At 33.9% G+C, this 15705-nt stretch carries 17 protein-coding genes; 9 read left to right on the forward strand and 8 right to left on the reverse strand.

Annotated features, from left to right (window positions below; translation table 11 throughout):
* Genes IKS50_RS04750 through rfbD form a run of 3 tightly spaced genes read right to left on the reverse strand, consistent with a single transcriptional unit; the run spans position 1 to position 1516 of the window.
* Positions 1-228: a barstar family protein gene (locus tag IKS50_RS04750; RefSeq protein WP_292846150.1), complete on the reverse strand. Its 228-nt coding sequence runs from the start codon at positions 226-228 to the stop codon at positions 1-3.
* 2 nt (positions 229-230) lie between these two features.
* Positions 231-680 carry a ribonuclease domain-containing protein gene (locus IKS50_RS04755; protein ID WP_292846153.1) on the reverse strand — a complete coding sequence of 150 codons (450 nt, stop codon included), beginning with the start codon at positions 678-680 and terminating at the stop codon, positions 231-233.
* On the reverse strand, positions 677-1516 hold the full coding sequence (gene rfbD / locus IKS50_RS04760; protein WP_292846156.1) for a dTDP-4-dehydrorhamnose reductase: 840 nt from the start codon (positions 1514-1516) through the stop codon (positions 677-679). Before rfbD ends, IKS50_RS04755 begins: the two co-directional genes overlap by 4 nt.
* A 74-nt stretch (positions 1517-1590) precedes the next feature.
* On the opposite strand from rfbD, the gene IKS50_RS04765 reads away from it, so the two are divergent.
* Complete coding sequence (locus tag IKS50_RS04765; protein ID WP_292846159.1) at positions 1591-2829, forward strand: nucleotide sugar dehydrogenase; 1239 nt, start codon at positions 1591-1593, stop codon at positions 2827-2829.
* On the opposite strand, the gene IKS50_RS04770 is transcribed toward IKS50_RS04765, so the two are convergent.
* Complete coding sequence (locus tag IKS50_RS04770) at positions 2826-4037, reverse strand: DUF2264 domain-containing protein (protein WP_292846162.1); 1212 nt, start codon at positions 4035-4037, stop codon at positions 2826-2828. The genes IKS50_RS04765 and IKS50_RS04770 overlap by 4 nt on opposite strands.
* A 96-nt stretch (positions 4038-4133) precedes the next feature.
* Here IKS50_RS04770 and hacA point away from each other — a divergent pair, with 96 nt between their 5' ends.
* Genes hacA through mmp11 form a run of 6 tightly spaced genes read left to right on the forward strand, consistent with a single transcriptional unit; the run spans position 4134 to position 8374 of the window.
* A complete protein-coding gene (gene hacA / locus IKS50_RS04775; RefSeq protein ID WP_292846164.1) occupies positions 4134-5378 on the forward strand; it encodes a homoaconitase large subunit in 1245 nt (414 codons plus the stop codon).
* A gap of 4 nt (positions 5379-5382) precedes the next feature.
* Entirely contained in the window at positions 5383-5859 is a 477-nt protein-coding gene (locus IKS50_RS04780; RefSeq protein ID WP_292846166.1) for a 3-isopropylmalate dehydratase small subunit, read from the forward strand.
* Complete coding sequence (locus IKS50_RS04785) at positions 5837-6841, forward strand: isocitrate/isopropylmalate family dehydrogenase (RefSeq protein WP_292846169.1); 1005 nt, start codon at positions 5837-5839, stop codon at positions 6839-6841. The genes IKS50_RS04780 and IKS50_RS04785 overlap by 23 nt, the downstream gene beginning before the upstream one ends.
* A 21-nt stretch (positions 6842-6862) precedes the next feature.
* A complete protein-coding gene (locus tag IKS50_RS04790) occupies positions 6863-6985 on the forward strand; it encodes a hypothetical protein (RefSeq protein WP_292846172.1) in 123 nt (40 codons plus the stop codon).
* Positions 6986-7008: 23 nt separating this feature from the next.
* Positions 7009-7425 (forward strand): 6,7-dimethyl-8-ribityllumazine synthase, encoded by a 417-nt coding sequence (gene ribH / locus IKS50_RS04795; RefSeq protein WP_116592980.1) that lies wholly within the window; start codon positions 7009-7011, stop codon positions 7423-7425.
* Between the two features lie 7 nt (positions 7426-7432).
* Positions 7433-8374, forward strand: coding sequence for a methanogenesis marker protein 11 (gene mmp11 / locus IKS50_RS04800; RefSeq protein WP_292846177.1), 942 nt, complete (start codon positions 7433-7435; stop codon positions 8372-8374).
* A gap of 30 nt (positions 8375-8404) precedes the next feature.
* On the opposite strand, the gene IKS50_RS04805 is transcribed toward mmp11, so the two are convergent.
* Positions 8405-10105, reverse strand: coding sequence for a glycosyltransferase (locus IKS50_RS04805; RefSeq protein WP_292846180.1), 1701 nt, complete (start codon positions 10103-10105; stop codon positions 8405-8407).
* A gap of 205 nt (positions 10106-10310) precedes the next feature.
* Between IKS50_RS04805 and purE the strand changes: the two genes are divergently transcribed.
* Together purE and IKS50_RS04815 are read left to right on the forward strand one after the other, a co-directional pair.
* Entirely contained in the window at positions 10311-11333 is a 1023-nt protein-coding gene (purE, locus tag IKS50_RS04810) for a 5-(carboxyamino)imidazole ribonucleotide mutase (RefSeq protein WP_292846183.1), read from the forward strand.
* 7 nt (positions 11334-11340) lie between these two features.
* Entirely contained in the window at positions 11341-12597 is a 1257-nt protein-coding gene (locus IKS50_RS04815; RefSeq protein ID WP_292846186.1) for a UbiD family decarboxylase, read from the forward strand.
* A gap of 769 nt (positions 12598-13366) precedes the next feature.
* On the opposite strand, the gene amrS is transcribed toward IKS50_RS04815, so the two are convergent.
* From amrS to cfbA, 3 genes are all read right to left on the reverse strand, one after another.
* Positions 13367-14239, reverse strand: coding sequence for an AmmeMemoRadiSam system radical SAM enzyme (gene amrS, locus IKS50_RS04820; RefSeq protein ID WP_366664924.1), 873 nt, complete (start codon positions 14237-14239; stop codon positions 13367-13369).
* The gene (gene thiL, locus IKS50_RS04825; RefSeq protein ID WP_292846194.1) at positions 14226-15149 is read right to left on the reverse strand and encodes a thiamine-phosphate kinase; all 924 of its coding nucleotides are present in this window, start codon (positions 15147-15149) and stop codon (positions 14226-14228) included. Before thiL ends, amrS begins: the two co-directional genes overlap by 14 nt.
* Before the next feature lie 61 nt (positions 15150-15210).
* The gene (cfbA, locus tag IKS50_RS04830) at positions 15211-15699 is read right to left on the reverse strand and encodes a sirohydrochlorin nickelochelatase (RefSeq protein ID WP_394357522.1); all 489 of its coding nucleotides are present in this window, start codon (positions 15697-15699) and stop codon (positions 15211-15213) included.
* Between the last annotated feature and the right edge of the window lie 6 nt (positions 15700-15705).

Raw genomic sequence — 15705 nt, forward strand, 5'->3', positions numbered from 1 at the left:
TCATATTATATTAAATTTTAATGATTCGTTCTCATTAGCTGCATCTTTAAAAGTTTCAATAATCTCCTCATCAACTTCGTCTGCATTAATTAAATCAATTTCGCAATCCATCTCAGTGAGACAATCATATAATGCATCTAAATTTTTTCCATAATAATCTGGTAAACCTAATGCTTCCATCAAATAGTCATGGCCCTCTTTTTTAATTAAATTTCCATCCAATTGCATTTTTAAACCTCTGTAAATGTATTATAATGATCATCAGTGTAATATACTTTATAATCGCCTGTATTGTAAACTATTCTCTCAGCTCCACGACTAGTTCCGTTAGCATTAATATCACATTCAATGTATTTTGAATCGCTGTCTGGAAGTATGTGTTGACGATTAGTGAATGTATCTCCACCTATACTTTTTCCCGGAGCATATTTTTTAAGTGGTCCTCCATTCCAGCCCAGGTCCCTCGCTTCATTTTTTGTTATATAATTGCTTGGAAGCTTATGAAACTCTTTGATATATGCCGCAACTTCATCTACAGTACAATATTGGCCATCTTCAACAACGTTGACATCAGTTGAATCATCACCAAAATTTAAAAAGTCAAAAAATCCTGCACTCACAGCAGAAATACTAAATATTGCAACGATTAACGCAATGATTAAAACTAATCTTTTATTCATATTATCAACTCAATATACTCTTTTATTGCATCTTTATAATCCCTAAGTGGTTTAAATCCTTTCTCAATCCAATTTTTATTTTCCAGAACAGAATAGCTTGGCCTTGGTGCCGGCCTTGCAAACTCCGATGCTGTAACAGGAATGACATTAACGTCCTTTCCTGCTATTTCAAAAATGTATTTTGCAAATTCACACCATGAACAGCTTCCGGAATTAGTTAAATGATAAATTCCATAATAATCCGTTTCAATTAATTCGCCGATTCCTCTTGCCAAATCCAAAGTATAAGTCGGAGTTCCAACTTCATCATATACAACAGTGATTTCAGAGTGATTTTCAGCTAATTCAAGCATTGTTTTTGGGAAATTGCGACCGTTGATTCCATATAGCCAAGCAGTTCTTACTATGAAATATTTATCAAGAATTTCTTGTATTGCCTCTTCTCCTTTGAGTTTGCTTTTGCCGTAAATGCTTATTGGCCCAATTTCGCCATCTTCCTGTATTGGTTCAGTTGCACTGCCATCAAAAACATAATCAGTGCTTATATGAACTAACGGACAATCCACTTCCCTACAAGCCAAAGCCAAATTTCCGACCCCTTCACCATTAACCCTATAAGCTAACTCATGTTTCTCTTCACACCCATCAACATCAGTATAAGCTGCTGAATTAATAACAATGTCGGGTTTAACATTACAAATATATTCGATTGTCTGTTTTTTATTTGTAATATCCATTATTTTTGAAGTTGTAAGAATTAGATCATGCCTTTCATCTAAAACATTAATTAAATCATGGCCCAGCATTCCATTAGAACCTGTTATTAAAATCTTCATAGTAATCACTTAAAACTTTAATAATTAGTTTTTATATATATTAAATGTAATATTTATAGAAAGGAGTTAGAATTATGAAAGTATGTATTATTGGTCAAGGATATATTGGACTTCCAACAGCGGCGCTCTTTTGCCGTAACCACTGTGAAGTAGTTGGAGTGGACATATCTGAAGAAATGATTAAAAACCTAAATAATGGAATAATTCATATTGAAGAGCCTGGAATAGCTGACATTATCAAAAAAGCAGTAGAACAAAAAGTATACACAGCAAGCCTAACTCCTGAAAAAGCTGATGCTTTCATAATTACCGTTCCGACTCCATATATTGCTGAAAATTACAGCTGCGATTTAAGTTACGTTATAACAGCATGTGAATCAATATTGCCTTACCTTGAAAAAGGAAATATTGTAATAATTGAATCAACAATAGCTCCAATGTCTACAGATGAGACCATTAAACCTATTTTTGAAAAAGAAGGTTTTACAATAGGCAAAGATCTATATCTGGCCCATTGCCCTGAAAGAGTTCTTCCCGGAAAAATAATTGAAGAATTAATACATAATGACCGCATAATTGGTGGAGTAACACCAGAATGTGCCATTAAAGCAAGTGAAGTATATGGCCAGTTTGTTAAAGGGGATTTAATGTTAACCGAAGCAAAAACCGCTGAATTATCAAAATGTATGGAAAACACATTTCGAGACGTTAACATTGCTCTTGCAAATGAACTTGCAAAAATTTGTGCTGAAATTGGTGTAAACGCACTTGATGTTATCGAAATGGCTAACAAACATCCAAGAGTTAACTTGCACTCACCGGGACCGGGTGTCGGAGGCCATTGCCTTGCAATTGACCCTTATTTTATTTATGCAAAAGCACCTGAAACCGCAAAAATTATCAAACTAGCTCGTGATACCAATAATTCAATGCCGGAGTTCGTGTGCAGTTATGTTAAAAAGATTATTCCTAACGGTAAAATCGCCGTATTAGGTGTTTCATATAAAGGAAATACCGGTGACGATAGAGAAAGTCCGGCTTATGAGATAATTGCTGAATTAAGCAGTGATTATGAAATAGCTATTCATGACCCCCATATAGATAATCCTAATTTTGTTAGTCTAGAAGAGGCCACAGAAGATGCTGATTTAATTTTAATATTGTGTGATCATGACGAGTTCAAAAATCTTGATTACGATTTAATTTCCAAAAATATGACTAGCGCCATTATCTTTGATACAAAAAATATAATAAAAGAAGTTCCAAGCGAAATTAAATTATTTAATTACGGGAACTTATATGAACTAAATTAAAAATTAATAGGTTGGTCTGGTTGTATTAGATGCCCATTCCATGCTTTTAGACTACTCCATTCTTGGAAAGGAGAACTCCAAAATACATCATCGGATTTTAAACCTAAAGCTAAAAATACCGCACAACATGCATAAAGACTACCAGTATTAATATCATCTTCGCATAATTCAACTTGAGAAGCATTTAATCCACAAATTAACCATCCTTCAGTATTGAAGTTTTGATTACCATTGAATTGTCTTTGTATAACTTTTGTAAGTGCGCTTCTGACTTGTGCCGGTGAAATATTTCTTGGTAAAATTTTTAGTAATGCCGCTTGTGAAAGTAAGTGGAAAACACCACAACGATATGATAGGGATTTGCCTAAAAGTGGATAAGTTCCTTCAGGTGAAATAACTCTTTCTAATTGAGAGGACAATCTAGAAGACCTCATTAATTGAACATCTAAAAATTCCCCATCAGGAAGACCATATTTTCTCATTACTGCCAAAATATCGTTGAGCATTGGATGAATAATCAAACTGTTATAATAATTTGATTCGAAATCTTCACCATCACTGTAAATTGAATCCCCAATGTAAAATTCATCTCTGAATTTGGAAATAGCGTATGTTAATCTTTCCTTATCACATTCACCAGTGAATTCTAAAAGAGCTGCTTCAATCATTGATGTAAATAATAACCAATGATTTTCGTAAGGTGCTATAATCCTTGTATTTTTAAGTTCACGAATAATTCTTGCTTGAATATCCATTGGTAGATTAAGCCAAATTTCGTTTTTCGCTCTGAGTAATCCTTGAGCAAATAAAGCAACCTCAACTAAAGATTGTTTAGGTTCTACAACAAAAATATAATCATTATTATTTGGATTAACCGCATTAGTAATGGATTTCAATGTTAAATTAATATATTTTTCACGAGTTCTTCCCTCTTCAGAAGAATCTATACCTAATTCTAACCAAGGGGCAATTCCATTAAAAACACGAGCAAAGGCTTCAAAGTATGAAAATTTCTGTCCTTGTGAACTGTTTGACTCAAAAGGCATGTTTTTTCTAAGTGAACCTCTAGCCAAATTATTTAAAACAGGAAATGCTATTTTTTGTAGTGTTGAAACCCAAAAAATCCTATCTTCCCAGACAGGAGTTGGCTCCTCAATTTCAGGAGGCTCTTCTTCTTTTTTAAATCTTTTCAAAAATGAGTTGCTCATGAATTTTATCTTTGTTAAACATTATATATAAATATTAAAAAGAGTTTATATATTTTGATAAATAAAAATAACTATCATTATTAAGAGGTTAGTAATATGCCAACAATGTCTGAGAAAATACTTGCAAGAGCTTCCGGAAATGATAAAGTTGAAGCTGGGGACATTATTATTGCAAATATTGATGTTGCAATGACCCATGATTTGACTGGTCCTCTTTCAGTTCAATCTTTTGAGAAAATAGGAGCAGAAAAAGTATGGGATTCATCAAAAATTGTTATTCCTTTTGATCATCAAGTTCCGGCTGATTCTATAGATTCGGCCAACAACCATATCTTGATGAGAGAATTTGTAAAAAAACAGAATATCAAGCATTTTTATGATGTTAATGCAGGTGTTTGTCATCAAATTCTGCCTGAACTTGGCCACGTTGTGCCAGGAGAGGTTATTGTAGGTGCAGACTCACATACATGTACTCATGGTGCTTTAGGAGCATTTGCAACAGGTATTGGTTCAACAGACATGGCTATGGTATTTGCTGAAGGTAACTTATGGTTTAAAGTGCCCGAAACAAATAGATTTAACATTACTGGTGAATTAAAAGATAATGTTTATGCAAAAGATGTTATTTTACATATTATTGGTAAAATGGGTGCAGATGGTTCAACATATAAAGCCTGCGAATTTGCAGGTGAAACCGTTGCCAACATGGATGTTTCAGACAGAATGGTTTTATGTAATATGGCAATTGAAATGGGTGGAAAGACCGGTTTAGTAGAACCTGATAAAAAAACTATCGAATATGTTGAAAAACGTTCTAATAAACCTTATAAAATATTTAAAAGTGATTTGGATTCACCTTCTCTTAATATAATTGATATTGATGTTAACGATTTAGAGCCTCAAATAGCTTGTCCTCACAATGTTGACAATGTCAAACCAATTAGTGAGGTTGATGTGGAAATTGACCAAGTATTTTTAGGTTCATGTACAAATGGTAGACTTAATGACTTAAGAGATGCTGCGAAAATATTGAAAGGCAATAAAATAGCTAATGGAACAAGAATGCTAATTATTCCAGCATCAAAAGAAATTTATTCAAAAGCATTAGACGAAGGATTGCTTAAAATATTTGTTGAAGCAGGAGCACTTGTATCCGCTCCTTGCTGTGGCCCATGTCTTGGAGGACATACCGGAATTATCGGACCTGGTGAAGTAAGCCTTTCAACATCTAACAGAAACTTCAAAGGAAGACAAGGTTCGCCTGAAGGTGAAGTTTATTTATCTTCTGCGGCTGTAGCCGCTGCTTCAGCTATTGAAGGAAAAATTGTTGCGCCGGAGTGATATTATGAAAGGTCGAGTATGGAAATTTGGAGACGATATTGACACAGACATAATAGTTCCTGGAAGATATTTAATCTATACTGATGAAGAAACCCTTTCCCAACATTGTATGGAGGGTTTAGATCCAGATTTTAATAATAAATGTAGCAAAGGTGATTTTATTGTTGCAGGTAAAAATTTTGGATGCGGATCTTCTCGTGAACATGCGCCAATTGCCCTTAAAGGTGTTGGAGTATCCGCTGTAATTGCTGAGTCTTTTGCAAGAATATTTTACAGAAACGCTACAAATGTGGGGGTTCCGCTTCTTGAAGCCCCAGGAATTAGTGAACTCATAGAAGATGGAGACAGTATTGAAGTAGATATGGAAAATGCTACAATAACATCCCAGAATGGAGAAGAAATAAAATTCAAAAAATTGCCTCCATTCATGTTAGAAATTCTAAATCAAGGTGGTTTAATTGAGTACCTCAAAAACAAATAGTTACAAAATTGCAGTTGTTCCGGGAGATGGAATCGGTAAAGAGGTTATGCAATCAACATTGAAAGTTTTAGATAACTTAAATATTGATTTTGAGTACGTTTTTGGTGACGCCGGAGATGAATGCCTCGAAAAAACCGGAACTGCACTACCTAGTGAAACTTTAGAAATCATACGAGAATGTGATGCGTGTTTATTTGGTGCGGCTGGTGAAACTGCGGCTGATGTTATTGTAAAAATACGCCAAGAAATGAAAATGTTTGCTAATTTAAGACCTGTAAAATCTTATCCTAATACTAATTCATTATTTGATAACATTGACTTTATGATTGTGCGTGAAAACACAGAAGGAATGTATATTGCTGATGAAGAATCATATACTGATGATGGAGCAATTGCAAGACGTATTATCACAAAAGAAGCAGAAAGGCGCATTATAAATTATGCATTCAAATATGCTAAAGATAATAATAAGACAAAAGTAACAGCAGTTCATAAAGCTAATGTGTTGAAAAAGACTGATGGTTTGTTTAGAGAAATTTTCTATGAAGTTGCAAAAGATTATCCAGATATTGCAACAGAGGACTTTTATGTGGATGCAACAGCAATGTATCTCATTACACAACCTGAAAGTTTTGAAGTTATTGTCACAACAAATCTTTTCGGAGATATTTTATCTGATGAAGGAGCCGGTCTTGTTGGAGGACTTGGTTTAATTCCATCAGCAAATATCGGAGAAGATGGAGCATTATTTGAACCTGTTCATGGTTCAGCACCGGATATAGCCGGTCAAAACAAAGCTAATCCAATTGCGATGATGCTTTCAGCGATAATGATGCTTAGATATTTAGGTGAAAATAATGAAGCCGATAGATTCGAAGCTTCAATATTAAAAGTACTGAATGATGCTAATACTTTAACTGGTGATTTAGGCGGTTCAGCAACAACTGATGAATTAACTGGTGAAGTTATAAATAATCTATAAATGAAATTGGAGAAAAATAATATGGATTTAAAAAAATTTAAAAAAATGAACAGAATGCAACTTGCAGCACTTTTTATCATATTTATTATGGTAGTGAGTGGGGTAGCAGGATTTTTACTCATTATATTTAGTGGTGGAATGTAAACATAAAAAGAGGATTGATAAAAATGACAAAATACGAAATAGCAGCAGTAGTTGCTGAATTTAATTATGATATCACACAAATGATGTTAGAACTCGCTCAAGCAGAAGCAAAAAACAGAGGCTGTGAAATTACTAAAGTAGTTGCAGTTCCAGGCGTGTTCGATATGCCGCTTGTAATTAAAAAATTATTGCAAAAAGGGGAATACGATGCAATTATTACTCTTGGTGCCGTGATTGAAGGTGCAACTGACCACGACCAAATCGTGGCACAACATGCTTCTCGTAAAATTGCTGATTTAGCACTTGAATATGACACTCCAGTAGCACTCGGCATTACCGGCCCAGGTATGACCAGAATGGATGCTCACAGACGTGTTAAAAACGCTAAAAGTGCTGTTGAAGCGGCTATTAAAATGTGCGACAGATTAAAAGAAATCTAGTGATTAAATGGAAATTTTAAAACCTAACGAATTAAAAGAAAAATTTAATGACCCATGGATTGCACCATACGAAAAAGTATTGACTATGGTTGACGGTGATAAAGTAGAAATCGTGGAATACCATCCATGCATTTCAGGATCACATTGGTTATTACATCAATACAGAAACAATTCTGAACTTATTGATTCCGCTTACCGTGACGGAAACAAACACGTTTACAAATGTCACGTTGGCAAGGCTCCTTTAGATTTAAAAGCCAGTTTCAATGCTGCCGGAATTGATGAAATTGTTGTTGATGGCGATGAAGTAAAAGTCACACATGCTGGTCTTGCAGGAGCAGGTGTTGGAGCAGGAATGTGTAGGGGAATGGGTGAAGGCGTTAAATACGTTGAGCTAATTCAAGTAGGAGGAGGCTCAAAAGCAGGGAAAGCCACAGTTGTTACACCTAAACTTGAGAAATTAGTTATCGGTGTTGATGATACCGATACTAAAGATGCGGGTGCTACCTGGACTATGGCCCATAACCTTGGTGTTGAACTTGCAAGTGAAGGATTCGAATATTTAGATCACATTATTGTTCAACTATATCCGCACAACCCTCATAAAACCCAAAATTGTGTTTCAATTGCTTTAACTTTTGCTGTAGAAGAATCCAAAAAACAGGAGTTGATTGATAGAGTTATCGAAATTTTAAAGAGAGATACTTTATCTGATAAAACAGCAATAGCTATCTTGGAAGGTTTAGATATTCCTGAAAAATTAAGAGAATATTCAATAGCTACCAAATCCGGAATGATGGATGTTGAAACAGCAGAATATGTTGCAAATGAATTAAACATTCCGTTGATTGCAGTTACAGGAGAACAAGGTAAAGTTGGTGCTCTTGCTGCACTTGGTCTTTATGATGATGTTGAAGAAGCTGTTAAAGCTTATGAAAAAGAAATCTAGAATTAACTTCTAGATTTTAACTTATTTTTTTTAAATATCAATATTCAAGAAATCGCCCTGATTTGCACGTACAGGCTTTTTAATAGATGTAGTATTTAAATCCTTAAAGTATATGTCAATAGTGTGATTTTGATAATAAAAAGTAACATTACTATTCTTTTCAAAGTTAAATGAAGTAATAAATTCATTATTTACAGTAATATCATAAGTAGAGTTCTTTTTAAATATTCCTGATGAATAAACAACAGAATGGTTATCTAAAAAGATTTCATAAGTGGATGCCCTAACATTTCTTGAAGAAACAACATATTTTTCATCAACCGTGCAATTTTCACTTTCATAACTATGGGTTATTGTAGATGATTCAAATACCTCTTTTAAACGGCTATTTTGAATAACGTTGCCTTCTTCTAAATTGAAAAAGTCTTTAACCTCATTAGGTAATCTCAATATATTCGGTTCTCCGTCTCTAGTTTCATTAATTAAATACAGAGTATCATCTACTTGTATCGTATCATTAGCTTTAACGCCCAATGTCATCATCGCATCAGCAGGCATGCGTATTTGATCAGACTCATCTTCAATAGCGGCATCAACTGTGTAAGGACCCCTTACAGAAATAGGATTATCCCTTTGAGAGTCGTCCGCATAAACAATTAAATTTCTAGAGTTAGGCTCAATTGACAAAACACCATTTTCAAAATGCGCTGCCCCAATAAATGTTGAAATCATTAAAAGCAAAAGAATAATTGATATAATCAATGGAAAGTGAATTTTAACAAAGGATTTGACTAAATTTCCCTTAGGTGTCTTTTTAAACATTACAATAGACTTTACAATAACTTTTACAATATAATACATCGCTATAATAAGACCAATTACAGTGATCATTATTCCTATGGCCAACGGAACAAAACTGACGAAAAATATTGTAAATAAACCTAAAATCACTAAAGACAATCCAACAATTGACATACGAATAAAATAACCAATGTCATCAATCATGATAACGCGGCCATATTTATTAGCACGATTTATAATTGTTCTTACAACTTCATTTGCCATTAAATTCAAGTCTGATAATGGAGACATGTCATGTTCAATTGCCCCAATATCTACTTCAGTTATTGAAATGCCCAATACATCAGCATCAATAACAATACCCACATCTACACCGTAGTCCGGTTCAAAATTAATCCTTCTCAATACTTCTTTACGTGCCGCAAACTGACCGCTCAAAGGTTGTTCAAATGAAATTTCCGGGAAGAAAAAGTTTAAAAGCGGCTTTGCGGTAAGTTCGGTTACGCGCCCATGAGCACGTGCGAATTTTGTTTTAGTTATATCAGTTTTTCCTTCTAAAATAGGCATGATCATTGCTTCAACTTTTTTTGAAGTTAAATTTTGAATATCCGCATCAATAAATGCTATAATATCACATTCCGCTTCATTATAACCTGTGTATAATGCTTCACCCTTACCTTTGTTAGTTTCATGAGTAATTACACGAGCCCCCGCTTTAATTGCTTCCGCTTCGGTATTATCAGAAGATCCATCATTGACAACGAGGATTTCATCAACAAAAGATACTTTTTTAACTACTTCAACGACTTTAGCTACTGTTTCCTCTTCGTTGTAAGCTGGGATAATTACTGAAACCTTTTGGTATTTTTTAGGTTTTTGAGTTTTTATGCCCGCGAGTAAAAATACAATAATTACTAAAAACCAATACAATTTAAATTCACCATTTTCAATTTCTACATTAATAGTTTTTTAATTTAAATAGTTATAAATGTTTTTACAAATAAAAACAAAAAATTACTAAGTAATATCAAATTATAAAAAAATAGAAATAATAAATTTTTTAATGATAGTTTAATATATTTTAAAATTAATACTTTATAGTAATTGTAAAATTTATTTTAGAAGGGATTTTTTAATGACACCAAAGATAATGATTATTCTTGGAAGTGGATCAGATATTGCTATTGCTGAAAAAGCAATGGACATATTAGATAAATTAGAAATACCATATAGTTTAAAAATCGCATCAGCCCACAGAACTCCAAATCTTGTTCGTGAAATTGTAACTCAAGGTACTGATGCTGGAATTGAAGTATTTATTGGAATTGCAGGATTGGCTGCGCACCTGCCCGGTACGATTGCCGCTTTTACTCCAAGACCTGTCATTGGAGTTCCAGTTGATGTTGCCACTGGTGGAATGGATGCTTTACAATCAATTGTGCAAATGCCTTACCCGTCTCCCATCGCTACAGTTGGAATTAATAGAGGGGATAATGCTGCAATACTAGCTGCTCAATTTATTGGTCTTCATAATGATGAAGTGCATAAGAAAGTTATTAAACTAAGAAAAGAGTATGCTACAAAAGTAATTGAAAGTAATGAGAGCATTATTCAGGCTATTGATAGGCCTTTCATTGAAAATGACTTTATCAGAATTAAAGATATAGAAATAAATAAGGCAGAATATGATGAGAACAATAGCGGGTGTAAAAATAAGGATGCCGAAGTGGCGATTATTGTCGGCAGACAAACCGATATGATAATCGCTAAAAAAATAACCAGCTTACTTGAAAGACTTAATATTACATACGACATGAAAGTCGTCTGTCCAATCAGATCAAATAAAAAATTTATTAACTATGTAAAGTCTATGAAAAACGCTAAAATTTTCATTGGAGTTAGTTCCAATTCATCACAAGTCACAGGAGGACTTGTAGGCCTTACTGCAAGACCGGTTATTGGAGTTCCATGTACCAATGAAAATGGTGATGATTATTTACTCACAACCGTCAGTATGCCACCAGGAGTGCCTGTCGCGACTGTCGGTATAAACAATGGAAAAAATGCCGCAGTACTAGCCGGTGAAATATTTTCAATAGATAATCCGGAATTGGTACAAATTCTTGAAAAATTAAAAGATAAAAAAATCAACTTATAGTGATAGTATGAACCTTACAGATGAAAACATTATAGAAATTTCAGATGAATTATCGTCTGAATACGAAATATCAAAAGTTTTAAGACAATACCCCAAAGATACTGTAATTGTTAAAAATCCAAAAGGCTATGACATGCCGGTTATAACAGGAATTTGCAATACCCGTGATAAAATTGCAAAATCAATTAACTGTGAAGTTTCTGAAATTACTGAAAAAATCATTGCTGCAATGGAAAACCCTATTAAAGTTACTAACTTTACAGATTTTTCAGCATATGATACTTTAGATATTGACTTAGACAAAATCCCTATTTTAACCCATTATAAAAGAGATGGTGGAGCATACATTACTGCTGGTGTCGTATTTGCACGTGACCCTGTCACAGGCATTCAAAATGCTTCAATTCATAGAATGATGGTTCTTGACAATAAAAGATTAGTCATCAGAATAGTGCCAAGAAACCTTTATACTTACTTCCAGAACGCACAAAAAGCAGGTGAGGATTTAGATATTGCAATAGCTATTGGAATGGATCCGGCAATATTGCTTGCAAGTACTACTTCAATACCAATCGATTACAATGAAATGGAAGTTGCCAATGCCTTTAAAGACGGTGAACTTGAATTGATCAAATGTGGAGATTTAGAAGTTCCACAGGCGGACATTATTTTAGAAGGTAAGATTTCTGTAAGTGAAACTGTCGCTGAAGGGCCTTTTGTCGATTTGACTGACACTTATGACATCATTCGTGACCAGCCAATCATCAACTTAAGTAAAATGCATATCAAAAAGGATAATCCATGTTATCATGCAATTATCCCTGCAGGATTTGAACACAAACTATTGCAGGGCCTTCCACAGGAACCTAGAATATTCAAAGCTGTTAAAAATGCAGTTCCTACTGTTGAAAATGTTGTTTTGACTGAAGGAGGCTGTTGCTGGTTGCATGCTGTCGTATCAATCAACAAGCAAACTGAAGGTGACGGTAAAAATGCAATAATGGCAGCATTATCTGCACACCCTTCACTTAAGCATTGCGTTGCTGTAGACACTGATGTAAACATATTTGATGCCGAAGATGTCGAATATGCAATATCCACCCGTGTTAAAGGTGACCGCGACATTATGATTGTTCCAAATGTTCGAGGTTCTTCATTAGATCCGGTTGCTGAAAGTGATGGAACAACCACTAAAGTTGGTGTTGATGCAACAAAATCACTTAAAACATTAGAAAAATTCGAAAGAGTTAGTTTTGGAGAATGAACTAACTTTTAATTTACTTTTTTTAAAATAAAAGCAGAATTATTGGAAGCATGAAATATCAATTGTTTCACAAACTATTTGTGGTGTTTTAAGAATGGAAATAATGAAGATTTTTTGAACTATGTGTAGAAAAGGAAACTATAAAACACATATTAAAGCTAATCGTCATTTAAATTGTCGGTTTATCAAATTAGAAAATTTCGGGATGAAATCCAACTAAGCTTCCAATCCGACATCATAGATTGTTTTACATAAACAAGTTAATGGCCAACAATATGTAGTAACTTGCTAGGAATAAATAAGAGATAGCAAGCACTATATTTTCAACAGTCAAAATACTAATTCTCCAAATTTGATTGGAGTGTTTTTAATTGAATTCTCTTTCCATTTCATAAAAACACCTATAGTTAGAAATTATTATATTAGTGTTTTAGAATTCAATATATCCATTCAAAACTATTTAAAATTTGTTATTTTTACAAATAAATATTGTCATAAGCATATAAAAATGTTTTAACATTAAAATATTGTTTTAATTAAAAATTAGACCAAATAAAAACATTTATATATTTTGATATTTAAAATATCATTTGACATCTTATGATGTTAGGTGGCAAAATGCTAACCTATAGTTATATATGTTGAATAGGGATGTGTCAAAATTTGTTTAACAAATTTATCCTTATTCAATTTTAAAAATTCTATTTTTTAATATCCTTCGAAAATGGATTTATTATTGGAAACATAACATATGAAAAACCTGAAATAACTAAATATTTCCAAGATAAACATTATTAATACCCTTATCTAGGGCTATCTCCTTTGCCTTAAACAGAATTTCAGGCCTTGTCGGTGAAATATCATTCATTTTATAATAGGGAAAGGCTCTTGAAAAATGAAGAGGAACATTACAGTCCAATTCATCAACGACAAAATCGCACAACTCAGTAATTTCCTCAATAGAATCATTATAATCATTAATTATGAGGTTTGTTATCTCCAGATGCTTGCCCTCATCATATACTCTTTTTATGTTATCCAAAACAATGTCAAGATCTGCACCACAAACCTTTTTGTAGAAATCCCTAGACATTGACTTCAAGTCTATGTTGAATGCATCGACAAAACTCAAAACTTCGGCGAGGGACTTGTCGGAAAAGTATCCGTTTGTCACATAGATTACTTTCAGGTTTTTTGCTTTAGCCAAAAGAGAAGTTTTCTTGCTGAAAGTCAAGTGTATCGTAGGTTCATTATAGGTCCAAGCAATTGACTTGCAATTATAGTTAAGTGCATTTTCCACGATTGCTTCCGGCGTTATCTTAACACCTCTGGAATTTTCATCATATTGGTGTGATATCATATAGTTCTGGCAATGCAAACATGTCATGTTGCATCCAAAACCACCGATGGAGTATGTAAATGTCCCTGGCAGAAAATGATTCAACGGCTTTTTTTCAACAGGGTCCGGACTTAAAGATGAAACAATTCCATAAGACACATCAAACAGCTCGCCGTTGATGTTTTTGTGCTGGCGACAAACCCCAACATGACCATCTGCAATTTTACAGTAATTTGCACAAATCTCACAGCGAATCTTTTGGGTCTTGGAACTTTTCTTATACAGATCCCTACTCACTAACATAATGCTCATAGCCATTATTTTCAATCATTTCAACAAAACCGTTTTTCAAGGTTAATTCAACAACATCTGAATCCGTAACCTCACCGATTACTATACAATCAATTGGCAGGATTTCCAAATTCTCTTTGGATATTGTAAACAGCAGCTCAAAGTCCTCTCCGACATTAAGTATTAAATCCAAATAATCCAAATTTAACTCCTTAGCTAAAGATTTAAACTCATCAGAGATATTTAACATCTCTTCATGAATCATGAATCCATAACCGTCTTTTTTAATGGTATACAATTCACTTGCAAGACCATCAGTGATATCGGTGGCGGATGTCGCAAAATCCCTTAAAATCAAACCCTCTTTTATGCGGGCTTCTGGCCTTAAGGCTTTTTTGGTGTAAATATTATCAAAAGTATTAATTTCGAAACCTAATGGGGCATGGCCAATGTCTCCTGTAATGGCTATTAAATCACCTTTAGAATAAGTATCTTTCATTAATGGTTTATCCGTTGCACCCAGTGCAGTTCCTGTGATAATAATTTCGGATGCCTCATTGGTGTCCCCGCCAATTAGCGGAATATTATAATAATCACAAGCTTGAAGAACCCCATCTAATATTTTTTTAAATGAATCAAGTTTTAAATCCTTAGGAAGTGCGACAGCGAGTAAAAAACCTAAAGGTTCCGCGCCCATAGCTGCTAAATCACTTACATTAACAGTGACTGCCTTAAATCCCATGTCAAAATAAGACATGTTTTTGGGAAAATGTCTTGATTGAATTAGCATGTCGGTTGTAGAAATCAAATTAGTATCTTGAAATGGAGTAATAGCTGTATCGTCTGGTGTTATGCTTTTAAAATTAGAAATGATGTATTTAACTAATTCTTTCTCACCAATATCAGAGATTCTAAGAGTCATGAATATTAGTATAATTTTTAAAACTTATAAGTGTTAATAAAAAAAGAAAAAAAATTCAGAACTACAAATGTTCTGAAACTCTGTCCTTAATAATATCGTACAAGCGAGGATCAATTCCCAACGGGTCTGTCAATACGATTTCACCATCAAATTCAAATTCCTCATCATCGTGGTCATGATGGTGGTGATGATGATGCCCGTGATGGTGGTCATGCTCATCGTGGTCATGATGGTGGTGATGATGACCATGAGCCTCTTCTTCATCAAAATCGCTTTCAATGCCAAGAAGGCCCGGAATATCCCTTTTTGTGTGAAGTCCATGAGCGACAAATACAGGGACAACAATTATTTTATCCAAATCGTTTTCACTGGTTAATTTGTTAATAGTTTCAGGTATTCCTGGTTTTCTAATTTCCATAAATCCATATTCAACAGGAATGTCTGGAAATTCCTCTTGATACATTTTTTTATAAGCTTCAATTACCTCTTTACCGTCCGGAAGTCTTGAACCGTGACTTAAAAGCATTACTCCTGTTTTTTTATCCGCCATAATTTA

Origin of the sequence: Methanobrevibacter sp. (assembly GCF_017539065.1) — an archaeon.
Classification (GTDB): domain Archaea; phylum Methanobacteriota; class Methanobacteria; order Methanobacteriales; family Methanobacteriaceae; genus Methanocatella.

What these genes read in the sequence shown, in the direction of transcription:
- IKS50_RS04750 (WP_292846150.1), bottom strand. Translation starts at nt 228, where the DNA reads ATGCAATTGGATGGAAATTTAATTAAAAAAGAGGGCCATGACTATTTG.
- IKS50_RS04755 (WP_292846153.1), bottom strand. Translation starts at nt 680, where the DNA reads ATGAATAAAAGATTAGTTTTAATCATTGCGTTAATCGTTGCAATATTT.
- rfbD (WP_292846156.1), bottom strand. Translation starts at nt 1,516, where the DNA reads ATGAAGATTTTAATAACAGGTTCTAATGGAATGCTGGGCCATGATTTA.
- IKS50_RS04765 (WP_292846159.1), top strand. Translation starts at nt 1,591, where the DNA reads ATGAAAGTATGTATTATTGGTCAAGGATATATTGGACTTCCAACAGCG.
- IKS50_RS04770 (WP_292846162.1), bottom strand. Translation starts at nt 4,037, where the DNA reads ATGAGCAACTCATTTTTGAAAAGATTTAAAAAAGAAGAAGAGCCTCCT.
- hacA (WP_292846164.1), top strand. Translation starts at nt 4,134, where the DNA reads ATGCCAACAATGTCTGAGAAAATACTTGCAAGAGCTTCCGGAAATGAT.
- IKS50_RS04780 (WP_292846166.1), top strand. Translation starts at nt 5,383, where the DNA reads ATGAAAGGTCGAGTATGGAAATTTGGAGACGATATTGACACAGACATA.
- IKS50_RS04790 (WP_292846172.1), top strand. Translation starts at nt 6,863, where the DNA reads ATGGATTTAAAAAAATTTAAAAAAATGAACAGAATGCAACTTGCAGCA.
- ribH (WP_116592980.1), top strand. Translation starts at nt 7,009, where the DNA reads ATGACAAAATACGAAATAGCAGCAGTAGTTGCTGAATTTAATTATGAT.
- mmp11 (WP_292846177.1), top strand. Translation starts at nt 7,433, where the DNA reads ATGGAAATTTTAAAACCTAACGAATTAAAAGAAAAATTTAATGACCCA.
- purE (WP_292846183.1), top strand. Translation starts at nt 10,311, where the DNA reads ATGACACCAAAGATAATGATTATTCTTGGAAGTGGATCAGATATTGCT.
- IKS50_RS04815 (WP_292846186.1), top strand. Translation starts at nt 11,341, where the DNA reads ATGAACCTTACAGATGAAAACATTATAGAAATTTCAGATGAATTATCG.
- amrS (WP_366664924.1), bottom strand. Translation starts at nt 14,239, where the DNA reads ATGTTAGTGAGTAGGGATCTGTATAAGAAAAGTTCCAAGACCCAAAAG.
- thiL (WP_292846194.1), bottom strand. Translation starts at nt 15,149, where the DNA reads ATGACTCTTAGAATCTCTGATATTGGTGAGAAAGAATTAGTTAAATAC.
- cfbA (WP_394357522.1), bottom strand. Translation starts at nt 15,699, where the DNA reads ATGGCGGATAAAAAAACAGGAGTAATGCTTTTAAGTCACGGTTCAAGA.